The 12,979-nt window shown below is 40.7% G+C and carries 12 protein-coding genes; 7 read left to right on the forward strand and 5 right to left on the reverse strand.

Annotation, left to right across the window (positions count from 1 at the left end; translation table 11 throughout):
* Entirely contained in the window at nucleotides 1–1,155 is a 1,155-nt protein-coding gene (gene hemW / locus QQK02_RS04950; protein WP_284206854.1) for a radical SAM family heme chaperone HemW, read from the forward strand.
* The gene (gene tadA / locus QQK02_RS04955; protein ID WP_284206855.1) at nucleotides 1,152–1,673 is read left to right on the forward strand and encodes a tRNA adenosine(34) deaminase TadA; all 522 of its coding nucleotides are present in this window, start codon (nucleotides 1,152–1,154) and stop codon (nucleotides 1,671–1,673) included. The genes hemW and tadA overlap by 4 nt, the downstream gene beginning before the upstream one ends.
* On the opposite strand, the gene QQK02_RS04960 is transcribed toward tadA, so the two are convergent.
* Entirely contained in the window at nucleotides 1,666–1,812 is a 147-nt protein-coding gene (locus QQK02_RS04960; RefSeq protein ID WP_284206856.1) for a hypothetical protein, read from the reverse strand. The genes tadA and QQK02_RS04960 overlap by 8 nt on opposite strands.
* A 104-nt stretch (nucleotides 1,813–1,916) precedes the next feature.
* Nucleotides 1,917–3,347, reverse strand: coding sequence for a membrane-bound lytic murein transglycosylase MltF (gene mltF, locus QQK02_RS04965; protein WP_284206857.1), 1,431 nt, complete (start codon nucleotides 3,345–3,347; stop codon nucleotides 1,917–1,919).
* A gap of 389 nt (nucleotides 3,348–3,736) precedes the next feature.
* On the opposite strand from mltF, the gene purL reads away from it, so the two are divergent.
* The 3 genes from purL to QQK02_RS04980 all read left to right on the forward strand — a co-directional run bounded on the left by purL (nucleotide 3,737) and on the right by QQK02_RS04980 (nucleotide 9,503).
* Entirely contained in the window at nucleotides 3,737–7,663 is a 3,927-nt protein-coding gene (gene purL, locus QQK02_RS04970) for a phosphoribosylformylglycinamidine synthase (RefSeq protein WP_407705010.1), read from the forward strand.
* Nucleotides 7,664–8,189: 526 nt separating this feature from the next.
* Nucleotides 8,190–8,735 (forward strand): hypothetical protein, encoded by a 546-nt coding sequence (locus tag QQK02_RS04975; protein ID WP_284206858.1) that lies wholly within the window; start codon nucleotides 8,190–8,192, stop codon nucleotides 8,733–8,735.
* 93 nt (nucleotides 8,736–8,828) lie between these two features.
* Complete coding sequence (locus QQK02_RS04980; protein WP_284206859.1) at nucleotides 8,829–9,503, forward strand: nitroreductase family protein; 675 nt, start codon at nucleotides 8,829–8,831, stop codon at nucleotides 9,501–9,503.
* Nucleotides 9,504–9,552: 49 nt separating this feature from the next.
* On the opposite strand, the gene QQK02_RS04985 is transcribed toward QQK02_RS04980, so the two are convergent.
* Nucleotides 9,553–9,765 (reverse strand): hypothetical protein, encoded by a 213-nt coding sequence (locus QQK02_RS04985; RefSeq protein ID WP_284206860.1) that lies wholly within the window; start codon nucleotides 9,763–9,765, stop codon nucleotides 9,553–9,555.
* 12 nt (nucleotides 9,766–9,777) lie between these two features.
* Entirely contained in the window at nucleotides 9,778–10,134 is a 357-nt protein-coding gene (locus QQK02_RS04990; protein ID WP_284206861.1) for a ribonuclease E inhibitor RraB, read from the reverse strand.
* 115 nt (nucleotides 10,135–10,249) lie between these two features.
* On the opposite strand from QQK02_RS04990, the gene QQK02_RS04995 reads away from it, so the two are divergent.
* Both QQK02_RS04995 and QQK02_RS05000 read left to right on the forward strand, forming a co-directional pair.
* Nucleotides 10,250–11,092: an RluA family pseudouridine synthase gene (locus QQK02_RS04995; RefSeq protein WP_284206862.1), complete on the forward strand. Its 843-nt coding sequence runs from the start codon at nucleotides 10,250–10,252 to the stop codon at nucleotides 11,090–11,092.
* A 181-nt stretch (nucleotides 11,093–11,273) separates the two neighbouring features.
* Complete coding sequence (locus QQK02_RS05000) at nucleotides 11,274–11,939, forward strand: GAF domain-containing protein (protein ID WP_284206863.1); 666 nt, start codon at nucleotides 11,274–11,276, stop codon at nucleotides 11,937–11,939.
* A gap of 113 nt (nucleotides 11,940–12,052) precedes the next feature.
* On the opposite strand, the gene dapA is transcribed toward QQK02_RS05000, so the two are convergent.
* The gene (gene dapA / locus QQK02_RS05005) at nucleotides 12,053–12,964 is read right to left on the reverse strand and encodes a 4-hydroxy-tetrahydrodipicolinate synthase (protein WP_284206864.1); all 912 of its coding nucleotides are present in this window, start codon (nucleotides 12,962–12,964) and stop codon (nucleotides 12,053–12,055) included.
* Between the last annotated feature and the right edge of the window lie 15 nt (nucleotides 12,965–12,979).

Consider the following 12,979-nt stretch of genomic DNA (forward strand, 5'->3'; position numbering starts at 1 on the left):
TTGCCATTAACTCCTCAGCCGTTATCGCTCTATATCCATATTCCTTGGTGTGTGCAAAAGTGCCCTTATTGTGATTTTAATTCTCATGCACTCAAACATGACATTCCTAAACAAGATTATATAAATGCTCTGATTAAAGATTTAGACGACGATATCGCTCGATTTAAGCTACAAAACAGACAACTCCACACCATTTTTATTGGCGGTGGCACGCCGAGTTTGTTTTCAGCAAAAGGTATTGGCGAAATATTGTCTCAAGTAAAAGCACGTTTCAATATTGACGAAGACCAATTTGAAGTCACTTTAGAGGCAAATCCAGGCACTGTTGAAGCAGACAAATTTGTTGGTTTTGCTAAAGCAGGCGTTACGCGTTTATCTATTGGTGTACAAAGCTTTGAGTCCGACAAGCTAATCAAACTCGGCCGAATCCACGACAGCGATCAAGCCAAAAAAGCGGCAAGGCTTGCTAAAACAGCGGGTATAAAAAGTTTTAATCTGGATCTGATGCATGGCTTACCAGAGCAAAACCTTGAGCATGCGCTTGATGATTTAAAAACGGCAATCGCATTAGAGCCTGATCATATTTCTTGGTATCAACTAACCATAGAGCCAAATACGGCATTTTATTCCAAGCCACCAGAATTACCACAAGACGAAACCCTATGGTCTATCCAAGAACAAGGTGTTGAATTATTAGAAGCGGCAGGTTACCACCAATACGAGATCTCTGCTTATGCCAAAGACGGTAAAAAATGCCAGCATAACTTAAATTATTGGCGTTTTGGTGATTATCTAGGTATTGGCTGTGGTGCACACGGAAAGGTAACAGACATAGCCTCTGGAAAACTCATCAGAACGGTAAAAATCAAACATCCTAAAGGCTACCTAACGCCAGGAAGAGCTGCCCTCGATCAACTCGTAGAAGTAGAGCAAGATGATTTAACCTTTGAGTTCTTAATGAATCAATTAAGATTAAAAGAAGCCTTTAGCACAACACATTTTTCTCAGTGTACTGGCTTAGATAAAAATGAGTTGGAAATTCAGCTAACACTTGCCAAAACCAAAGGCCTAATGGCCAACCAAGATCAGTTATGGCAGGTAACAGAGAAAGGCCATCGTTATTTAAATGAGTTGTTGAGTCAATTTTTGTCATGAATTCAGCTAACCAACACGTATTTAGCCTTGACGATCACCTGTTTATGCAGCGAGCCATTGAACTTGCTAAAAAAGCAGAAGCGATAGATGAAATTCCTGTCGGGGCTGTGGTAGTGCATCAGGGAAAAATTATCGGTGAAGGGTATAACCAATCGATAACCCTCAATGATCCTTCAGCGCATGCTGAAATGCTTGCTATTAGACAAGCAGGTGAGTCACTCAGTAACTATCGATTATTAGACTGCACGTTGTACGTCACGTTAGAGCCCTGCCCGATGTGTGCCGGTTTGCTGGTGCATAGTAGAATTAACAAAGTAATTTATGCGAGCCCTGATTTAAAAACAGGTAGTGCGGGTAGTGTGTTTAATTTGATTGCTCACGAAAAATTAAATCACCAAATTTCACATTGCTCTGGGCTTTATCAAGAGCAATGTTCAAGTTTGTTATCTAACTTTTTCAAGCGTAGAAGAAAAGAAAAAAAGGCGCTTAAGAAAGCATTAAAGGGTAATGCTACTTAAACGGCACGGATGCGTCATCTTCAACAGTTAGTTGAAAAAAGACTGCTCGTCTGTCGACTATTTTTTTACGGCGATCATGAACGAGGCGTTTACGTCGAGTTGCTACGACTTGTCGATGACTGTTGTTTGATCTTCTCATTTTGCCTCCATAGTAATGTTAATATTAAAAACCTGACCAATTTATCAGGTTTTTAATATTATCGCTATGTTTTATGACGGTTTGATGACAAGGTTTACCTTTTTTTAATCAGCGCTCACCTGCGTTGGTGAAGTTAATGCTTGGGTTTTCTGCTTTTCATCAAACCACTGTAGCGTATCGTAGTAACGCCTGATGTTTTCAACATAATTAACCGGCTCATCACCTCGAGCGTAACCATATTTAGTTTTTTTGTAGTATTTCTTTTGTTTCAATAACGGTAAACGAGATTTTACTTCAACCCAGCGATCAGGGTCGCCACCTTGTTGTTGAGTAATGATCCTCGCATCATTGAGATGTCCAAAGCCAACATTATATGAAGCTAGCGCGAACCAAATTTTATCTGGCATTGGAATTCTATCGGGCATCCGGTTAATCAGCTGCAAGATATATTTCGACCCGCCACGGATACTTTGCTCAGCGTCTAATCGACTTTTCACCCCCATTTGACGAGCTGTCGGCAGGGTTAGCATCATCATGCCACGCACGCCAGTATAGCTGCGCGCTTTAGGGTTCCAGTGAGATTCTTGATAACTGATCGCTGCAAGCAAACGCCAATCTATGTTCTCACCATATTTTTCAAATAATGGGCGGTATTTAGGTAATGTTTTCTCAATAGCTTTGATAAAGGTGCGCGTATCGACGTAATTGAAACTTTCAATATGACCGTAATATTTATCATCTAACGCTAATAATGTACCGTCATGATGAACTTCCCCAAAAAACTCAACCAAGCTTGTCAGCAACGAATGATCACCCTGCTTTTTAACAGCCCATGCTAATGGCTCAGGCTTTTTAATGGTGAAGCCTATGCTGATTTCAGGATAATAACGGCGATTAATGGCGAGGGTATTACTATCGATGACAGTGTAATCAATATTGTCATCAAGTATTTCCAACAATAGCTCTTGAGCATCTAATTCACTGTTTTCTTGCCAGCTAAGTTCTGGGTGCTCAACCTGCAATTTCTGTAAGTTTTCGACATGACTAGAAAGTGCTGTTACCACCAAGTTACCGTCAAGATCTTGAAGTTTTCGGGGGCGCTTTTTCCCCTGCTTAAAAACGAGCTTTTGACTAATATTGTCGTAGCTTGGTGCAAAACTATATTTTTCTAGTCGTTTGGGTGTAACGGCGAGGCCTGCCGCGAGAAAGTCTACCTCTCCCTTTTCTAGCATCGGGAATAATGCCTCAAGATTATAGCTAGGCACAATCTGCAGGTTAACGCCTAAATGGTCGGCATACTTTTTAGCAAGTTCATACTCAAAACCTGCTGGACCTTCTGCGTCGATGTAATAGGTATTAGGACCAAATAACGTACCAACGGTAATTGAACCTTTTTCATGAATACGTTCAAGTTGGCTAGTTTGTTTTTCTTGATAACATCCTGAGAGCACAGCAAACAACACGACAAGACAACATAGTCGCCACAACGCCTGCTTTGTATCAAAAAAACTGTCTTCTAATAACCGAGTAACCATACTTATTATCAATAAACCTATAAATAATTTCGGTTTTTTATAATAATCACCGACTTACCTTAAGTATACCCAAAACCGTGTGATTTTAATTAACAAAATTTTAAACTTTTAAAAACATTGCTAAAACTAACCGTTATATAGGTGTTCAATGAGATAAGAGCCAACAAAGTTTTCTTGTACAAATATAAGCTAAACACATGTAATTATTGTGAAAATACACCTCACACAAATAACTAACCAAACGGTCAACTTAATAAGTATCGAAGCCATTGTTTTATCAGCAAAAAGTAAAGATATTTAATTGCCGTTAGGTTCTATATTTTAGCTAGTCAACCATATATAATACGCGCGATTTTTTCCTAATAAATCCAACCTTGGTGACAAAGCATATGGCAATGTTAATAAAAACCCTTCGTGGTGCGCCTGCACTTTCTGATTTCCGTGTAAAAAAGCTACTTGCGCAGTGTGAAGAATTAAATCTTCCTGTTCGTGGTATTTATGCTGAATTTACACACTTTGCACACTTAAATGATGAATTATCAGCTGATGAATCTCAGGTGTTAGCAAAATTATTAACATATGGTCCAACAATTGAAGAACACGAACCTTCAGGCTCACTATTATTAGTAACGCCTCGCCCAGGTACTATTTCTCCTTGGTCTTCAAAGTCTACTGACATTGCTCATAACTGTGGTTTAAGCAAAGTAGAACGCTTAGAGCGCGGCATCGCATACTATGTAGAAGGCGACACGCTTAATGAAAGCCAAGAAAAAGCCTTAAATAATTTAATTCATGATCGCATGATGGAGTCAATTTTCGCTGACTTTAATGATGCAAGCGCATTATTTGCCACAGCAGAGCCAGGTGAATTTGGTTCAGTCGATGTAATAAATGGCGGTCGTGAAGCACTTGCTAAAGCAAACGTTGAACTAGGTTTAGCCTTAGCAGAAGATGAAATTACCTACCTAGCTGACAACTTCGCAAAACTAGGCCGTAACCCACACGACATAGAACTTTACATGTTTGCCCAAGCAAACTCAGAGCACTGTCGTCATAAAATTTTCAACGCCGACTGGACAATTGACGGTGTTAAGCAAGAAAAATCATTATTTAAAATGATTCGTAACACCCACGAAGTGAACCCTGGTTACGTATTATCTGCTTACAAAGATAACGCAGCTGTAATGGTAGGCTCTGAAGGTGGTCGCTTTTATGCAGAACCAGACACATTAGAGTACGGTTATCATCACGAAGACATTCAAATTTTAATGAAGGTTGAAACCCACAACCACCCTACCGCTATTTCACCTTACCCAGGTGCAGCCACAGGTTCTGGTGGCGAAATTCGTGATGAAGGCGCAACAGGTGTTGGTTCTAAACCAAAAGCGGGTTTAGTTGGTTTCTCAGTATCAAATTTACGTATTCCTGGTTTTGAGCAACCTTGGGAAACGGATTTCGGCAAACCTGATCGCATTGTTACCGCATTAGATATTATGCTTGAAGGCCCATTAGGTGGCGCGGCATTTAACAACGAATTTGGTCGCCCTGCAATCAACGGCTACTTCCGTACATACGAAGAAGAAGTTAACTCTTTTAACGGCGTCGAAGTACGTGGTTACCATAAGCCAATTATGCTAGCTGGTGGTTACGGTAACATTCGCGACGAGCACGTTCAAAAAGGTGAAATCAATGTTGGCGCTAATTTAATTGTATTAGGTGGCCCTGCAATGAACATCGGCCTTGGTGGCGGTGCCGCTTCTTCAATGGCTTCAGGCCAGTCTGCTGAAAACCTAGACTTTGCCTCAGTACAACGTGAAAACCCAGAAATGGAGCGTCGTTGTCAGGAAGTTATCGACCGTTGTTGGCAGCTAGGTGAAGACAACCCAATTTTATTTATTCACGATGTTGGCGCTGGTGGTTTATCAAATGCTTTCCCTGAGCTTGTCTCTGACGGCGGCCGTGGCGGTAACTTTGAACTACGTAATGTACCGAACGACGAACGCAGCATGGCACCACATGAAATTTGGTGTAACGAGTCACAAGAACGCTACGTAATGGCGGTTTCTGACGAACAACTCCCAGTGTTTGAAGCAATTTGTCATCGTGAGCGTGCGCCTTTCGCTGTTGTTGGTAAAGCAACTGAAGAAGAGCACTTAACGGTAACCGACTCTCATTTTGAAGGCACTGACAAAGACACACCAATTGATTTACCACTAGATGTTCTTTTAGGTAAAACACCTAAAATTATTAAAGATGTTAAATCTGTAGCGACACAAGGTAATGAATTAGACTTTAGCAATGTAGACGTTAAAGAAGCGGCAGACCGCTTATTACGTTTACCAGCCATTGCGGAGAAAACATTCCTTATCACCATTGGTGACCGCTCGGTAACTGGTATGGTTAATCGCGACCAAATGGTTGGCCCTTGGCAAGTACCTGTAGCTGACTGTGGTGTAACTGCAGCCGCTCTTGATTCTTATCACGGTGAAGCAATGGCAATGGGTGAACGTACACCTGTAGCCTTACTTAACTTTGGCGCATCAGCACGTTTAGCTGTAGCCGAGTCACTTACTAACATCGCCGGTACAGATATTGGTGATTTAAACCGTATTAAACTTTCTGCAAACTGGATGTCGCCAGCAGGTCACCCAGGTGAAGACGCAGGTCTTTATGAAGCAGTAAAAGCTGTCGGTGAAGAACTTTGTCCTGCATTAGGTTTAACGATTCCGGTTGGTAAAGACTCTATGTCGATGAAAACTAAGTGGCAAGATAACGGCGCAGAGAAGTCTGTAACTTCACCAATGTCACTTGTTATTACCTCATTTGGTCGTGTAGAAGACATTCGTAAAACCGTAACGCCAGAGCTTCGCACCGATAAAGGTGACACTCGTATAGTGGCGATTGATCTATCAAAAGGTAAAAACCGTTTAGGTGGTTCTTGTTTAGCACAGGTTTACAAACAACTTGGTAAAGAAACGCCAGATGTTGATAATGCTGAAACCTTGAAAGGTTTCTTCAACGCAATGCAAACACTTGTCCGTAAAGAAATGCTAGTCGCTTACCATGACCGTTCAGACGGTGGTTTATTTACGACAGTAGCGGAAATGGCGTTCGCTGGTCACACAGGTGTAACCGTTGATATCGACAAGCTTGCTGGTAGCGACTTAGAAGTATTATTCTCTGAAGAGCTTGGCGCTGTGATTCAAATAAAAGAATCAGACGTTGATGCAATTCATGCAATATTTGAAGAGCACGGAATCTTAGATTGTTGTGCTGATGTTGGTCGCTTAAATGACGTTGATATGATCACATTTAAACGTGGTGACAATGTTGTGCTTGAAAACTCACGCACATACTTCCGTACCGTGTGGGCTGAAACGACATTGAAGATGCAATCTCTTCGTGACAACTCTGAATGTGCTCAAGAAGAATTCGACGTTAAATTTGATACTGAAGATCCAGGCTTAAACGCTCACCTTACTTTTGACATTAACGAAGATATTGTTGCTGACCACATTGTTAAAGACGCTGAAGATTACGCTAACCCGCGTGTTGCAATTTTACGTGAGCAAGGTGTTAACTCACACGTTGAAATGGCGGCAGCATTTGACCGTGCTGGTTTTATCACGATTGATGTTCACATGTCAGACATTTTAGAAGGCCGTGCTGATTTAGCAGACTTCCAAGGCTTAGTAGCTTGTGGTGGTTTCTCATACGGGGACGTACTAGGTGCTGGTGAAGGTTGGGCGAAATCAATTCTATTTAATCCAAAAGCACGTGAAATGTTCAAAACATTCTTCCACCGAGAAGATACCTTCTCTTTGGGTGTATGTAACGGTTGTCAGATGCTTTCTAACTTAAAAGAAATTATCCCAGGTTCAAAAGCATGGCCACGTTTCGTTCAAAATGAATCAGAACGCTTTGAAGCCCGTTTCTCATTAGTAGAAATTCAAGAGAGCCCGTCAATCTTCTTCAAAGGTATGGAAGGTTCACGCATGCCAATCGCTGTATCTCACGGTGAAGGTCGCACAGAATTCGTTTCTGATGAAGCGATTGATGTTGCCAATAATTCAGGCACGGTTTCTATGCGCTATGTAAACAACTACGGTGACGTGACAGAAACTTACCCTGCTAACCCGAATGGCTCGCCAGATGGTATTACAGCATTAACAACGACTGACGGTCGTGTAACGATTATGATGCCTCACCCAGAGCGTGTATTTAGAACAGTTGCTAACTCTTGGCACCCAGACGAGTGGCAAGAAGATTCGCCATGGGTACGCATGTTCCGCAACGCACGTAAGTTTATCGGCTAAATTCTGTTATCAGAAGCTGAGATTTCTGCGTTGGTTAAGCTTACATAGGTGCCTATGCATCGCTTAATCGGCCTTGAACTATCAGCTTTGATTTATGAATTACTACGAATGATTAAGCCCGCTTTTTAGCGGGCTTTTGTTTACATGATTATTGAGAATAGATACCGTTCTTCAACGGTATGACAGTCTGAGAAAAGGTATAAAGGTCTGACTAAGCCGTCATTGCGGCGAAGGCCGTAATCTCTTATCAATATGTAACCTTTCGCTATTTATGGGAGTGAGATACCGTTCTTCAACGGTATGACAGCCGAAGAAAAGGTATGAAGGCCTGAGAAAAGGTATGAAGGCCTGAGAAAAGGTTTGAAGGCCTGAGAAAAGGTATAAAGGTCTGACTAAATCCGTCATTGCGGCGAAGGCCGTAATCTCTTGTCAACGTTTAAGCTTTCGCTATTTATGGGAGTGAGATACCGTTCTTCAACAGTATGACAGCCGAAGAAAAGGTATGACAGCCTAATAAAGGAATGATATGAAAACAATTATTGCGTCAGATATCTTTGGGGTAACACCACAACTCAAAGAGTTTGCTAATTCTATCAGCCAAGTCCATGTCCTTGTTTCGCCTTACGAAGACCAAGAACACTGCTTTAACAACGAAGCAATCGCTTACCAACATTTTAATCATCATGTGGGTGTTGAAACCTACACGGAAAAACTAATGACCATTATTAGTCAACAACAACAACCGATCAAACTGATTGGTTTTAGCGCCGGCGCCAGTGCTGTTTGGTTATCATTAAGTGAAAAACATTTGCCGATTAAAACGGCTTGGTGCTTTTATTCAAGTCAAATAAGACATTACCTAACTTGTAAGCCAAACTACCCAACCACCATCATATTTCCGCAATCAGAACCGCACTTTTGTGTCGATGAAGCGATTAACGTACTCAAACACTACAACGAGTTAACCTTAGTTAAAGAATTGAATTTGCATGGTTTTATGAACCCGTTATCAATTAACTATGACCCAAAGCTTGATAACAAATATCAAGGTTTACTAAAGGCGGAAATTTAACCTGACAAAAATTCTATTGTGAATAATATTTTGCCCTTGCCGGTCTTATGAAAATCAAGATAAGCTAAAACAAAAAAGAAGGAAGATTGTTTTATGCAAGAGCACGATAGTTATCCATTGTCGGATTTTATTGAATACCCTCAAGATGAAATGTTAGCGCGTTCAAAGGCATTGCTCGATGACATGTCTCGTCGTCACTCTGTTCGAAGCTTTAGCGACAAAAATGTCCCACAAGAAATCATTGAAAACTGTATTAGAACAGCCGGTCGTGCGCCAAGTGGTGCTAACCATCAACCTTGGCATTTTGTCGCTATTTCTGATCCTGAAATCAAAAAACAGGTGCGTGAGCAAGCTGAACTTCATGAACGTGGCTTTTATGAAGGTCGAGCGGGTGAAGAATGGCTTGAAGCTTTAAAGCCATTGGGTACCGACGCTCAAAAACCATATTTAGAAAAAGCGCCTTGGTTAATTGCTATTTTTAGTGAGAAAAAAGGTGGGATAAATGCCGAAGATAAAAACACAAACTATTACGTACATGAGTCGGTGGGTATTGCGACAGGCTTTTTAATTACCGCTTTACATAACGCTGGATTAGCAACCTTAACCCATACCCCAAAACCAATGTCATTTCTTAATAAGATTTGTCAGCGAAGCGATAATGAGCGAGCTTATATGCTATTGATCGCTGGTTACCCTAATGATGACGCAACCATTCCTCATCATTCAACGGTAAAGAAATCGATTGATGAGATCGCCACGTTTAAATAAAGTCAAAAAGCAGAGTAAACAAATTGCTCTGCTTTTTATTGGCGCATCGTTAGCTCATATCTAATTCAATATCGGTGCAACCTTTCTTACAACGAACCACACCTGTTTTATCCTTTTTAGGAGGTTCAAACACGATGACTTGATGGCAGATTCGGCAATTAACATGTTTGCCTGCCAGCACCTGCTTGATTAAGTTTTTCTGTTTGAAGAATGAATCTTTTGTTGCTTTTTCTAACGACTTAAAGCTAGCTTTATCTATCACATTCAGTCCTTGCTATTGAGATAAAACCTGTTGCGCAGGTGTATACCAACCATCAAACTCACCATCAAAACCACTGGCATTATCAATAAGTAACTGGCTATAGCCTGCTAAATTTTGCACGGTCAAAGGCATCGCTGGGTATGCGGTAATCTCCCATGGGTGTGTTTCGCTTGCCGGATATGGCGTAAAAGAAAGCTTCTGATTATTCTCTAGTAACAATTGCCCAAAGCCCAATGCTTGTTCTTCAGTTTTAAAAATTACTGAAAACTCCACTTCGTGCTCTTGTCCTAAATCAATACCAGCATTGAGTAATTGCCATAGTAAATCACCCGTTTCGTTGCTCGGGTATATTGCTAAATTTCTTTCCATTTTATTCTCTATTACCAACCTCAATAAACATGAGATTATTTATTTTCATTTATCATACCAAGTTAGGCTAGAATGCCCAATGCAAAAACAGTAAAACACCTAAGTTGAGCAGACATTGGATAAATTTGAATTACACCTGCCCGTTGAGTCGGAACAACAAAACGCGATTAGCTTGCTAAAAGATAATTGCAACTTGTCGATCGCTGAACTAAAAACAGCAATCAATAAAGGTGCTTTATGGCTAACAACCGGTAAAACAACCAAGCGCTTTAGACGTGTAAAAAAAGCACTTAAACCATCAGACACAATCCATTTTTACTACGATAAAGACGTACTCCAGCAAACGACTGATGATGCAATACTTTTAGCTGATTATCACGATTTTAGTCTGTGGTTTAAACCTTTTGGCATGCTATCTCAAGGCTCTAAGTGGAGCGAGCATACAACGATTACCCGATTTGTTAGCCAATATTTTGAGAATCAACGTAGCGTATTTCTGGTTCATCGCCTTGATAGAGCAACAACGGGGATTATGGTGGTTACCCATAGTAAGGCCGCCACTCGATTATTTGGCCAGCTATTTGAAAAACATGACTTAATAAAAACCTATCATGCTCTTTGTCATCACAATACCCTTGAACTAGAAAAGGAAATTGTCATCGATAGTCCCATTGATGATAAAGCAGCAACATCTAAAGTAGCCCTACTCGCTTATGACAAAGAGTCTGATTATGCCTTGGTTGAAGTGACCATTGAAACAGGGCGGAAGCATCAAATTCGTAAACATTTAGCGAGTATCGGCATGCCCATCGTTGGTGATAGGCTGCATGGCATTGCGACTAACAACACTGAGCAAGATTTACAGTTATGCGCCGTTAGATTAGCGTTTACTAGCCCTATCGACGAACAGCTTGTCGACATCAACCTACCTGGCAACCTAAAGCCGACGATAATATAAAGAAACGGTAAAAAACCTTCCACCTAAACGTTAATAAATGATTACATAACAATTTTTTTTGAGTTAGCGTTAAATGCTCTAACACCTTGTCGAAGGATTCAGTTAGAATTAATCAACTTTGCCGATTTACTCTCGGTAGCTATATTTCCGCCTAAACAGCTTATTCCGGATACCAGAACTTATGCGTTTATTTGATATTTTATCAGTGCTTTATGAACCAGTTAATCAATTGGATAATCACGAGCATTTGTTGTCATATATTCAACCAAAGCTCAATGAAGATGGCACTTGCCCGATCTTTAAAGAAGCAGGTGACAGATATGACCTACGCCAATATGCGGATTCGCCTGAGCAACTTGAGAACTTGCTTGATCTAGTGACTCGACTCAATCGACTAGTGCGTTGGATTCATAAAAAAACAGACGTTATGTGGTTTGGTATTTATTTGTCTCATGGCGATAAATTAGTGAAATATGTTTATAACGGTGAAATGTCAAAAGCGGAATTCCCGATTGCTCCTGAATACCTTGATAAATCTATCAATACTCGAGTTATCATGGAGAAACAGCATTATTATATTCCAAATGTCGATGAACACGATGGTCCATACTATCGTTGTGATGCAAAGGTAAAATCTGAGCTATGTTGCCCTATTTTCGATCCTGATGGCGACGTAATTGGAATTTTTGATTGTGAAGATCACCGTGTAAATTTCTTTGATGAAAAAATTGACTTTATCCGTACCAAAGTGAAAAAAGCGATTGAAATTTTTCTTGAAGATCATCCTTATATTACACACTTGGGTTATAAGCATTTTAACCCTGATGCATACAACCCACCTGCTTAGTTAACTTTGAATAGAGTGATTACAGCTAGTTGCAGCATGTTGCCAAATCACATTCAATAAAAAAGCCCGCTATTTGCGGGCTTTTTATTGTATTTTTTTGCTTTAGCCTAAGATTAAGCTAAATAAGTAAAGTCTTCATCAGCTAACTGAGTTAACTCGTTTCCAACAAGGTCTTGCATGTCAAAGCCACTCAACAGGTCAACACCTTGTTTACGTTGCTCCGCTGTCAATGAGACATAAGGCAACCTAAAGATAGGTGCGACAGCGCCAGTCATCGCTAGTGCTGTATTAATCGCAATAGGATTTGGCTCGCAGAATAACCAAGACATTAGCGGCTGTATTTTCTCATTCAAAGCCCCAGCATTCTCATCATCCATTAGTTTACGCATAAGACCTGGAGCAATATTAGCAGTAACCGACATTACGCCATGAGACTTAGCTTTATGACGGCCCTCAAATGCTTCGTCGTCATTACCCGACCAACAAGCAATACCTTTAGCTTCATAGGCTGCAATTCGGTCGTTGCCACCGCATTCTTTCATGCCAATAAAGTTTGGGTGATCAGCTATTTTCTCTATCATTTGCGGTGTAACGTCCTGGCCTGTTCTCCCTTCTACGTTATAGATATAAACAGGACCTAGTGGCAATACTTTCTTAAAGTGCTCAATGACACCTTGATCTGACGTGCGACCGTAATATGGGTTAATTTGCAACGCTGCATCCATACCGCTAGCAAAACCGTATTCTGTCGCTTTAATCGCTTCTCTTGTATTATTACTGCCCGTGTTACCAATAATTATCAGTTTATCACCAAATTTATTCGCACTATGTGCGATTAACATCAGGTGCTCTTCCCAATTCATTAATTGGCCTTCGCCAGTCGTACCACCAACGATAATGCCTTCAACACCGCCAGCAATCTGCTGCTCAACTAACATATCGTATGTTGCTAAATCAATTTCACCTTCAAGGTTGTAGGGTGTTTTTATTGCAGTAATTAAACTTGCTGCCTTTAAGCGCTTCATCTTGTTCTCATTTTT

The organism is Thalassotalea eurytherma, from assembly GCF_030161415.1.
Lineage (GTDB): Bacteria > Pseudomonadota > Gammaproteobacteria > Enterobacterales > Alteromonadaceae > Thalassotalea_G > Thalassotalea_G eurytherma.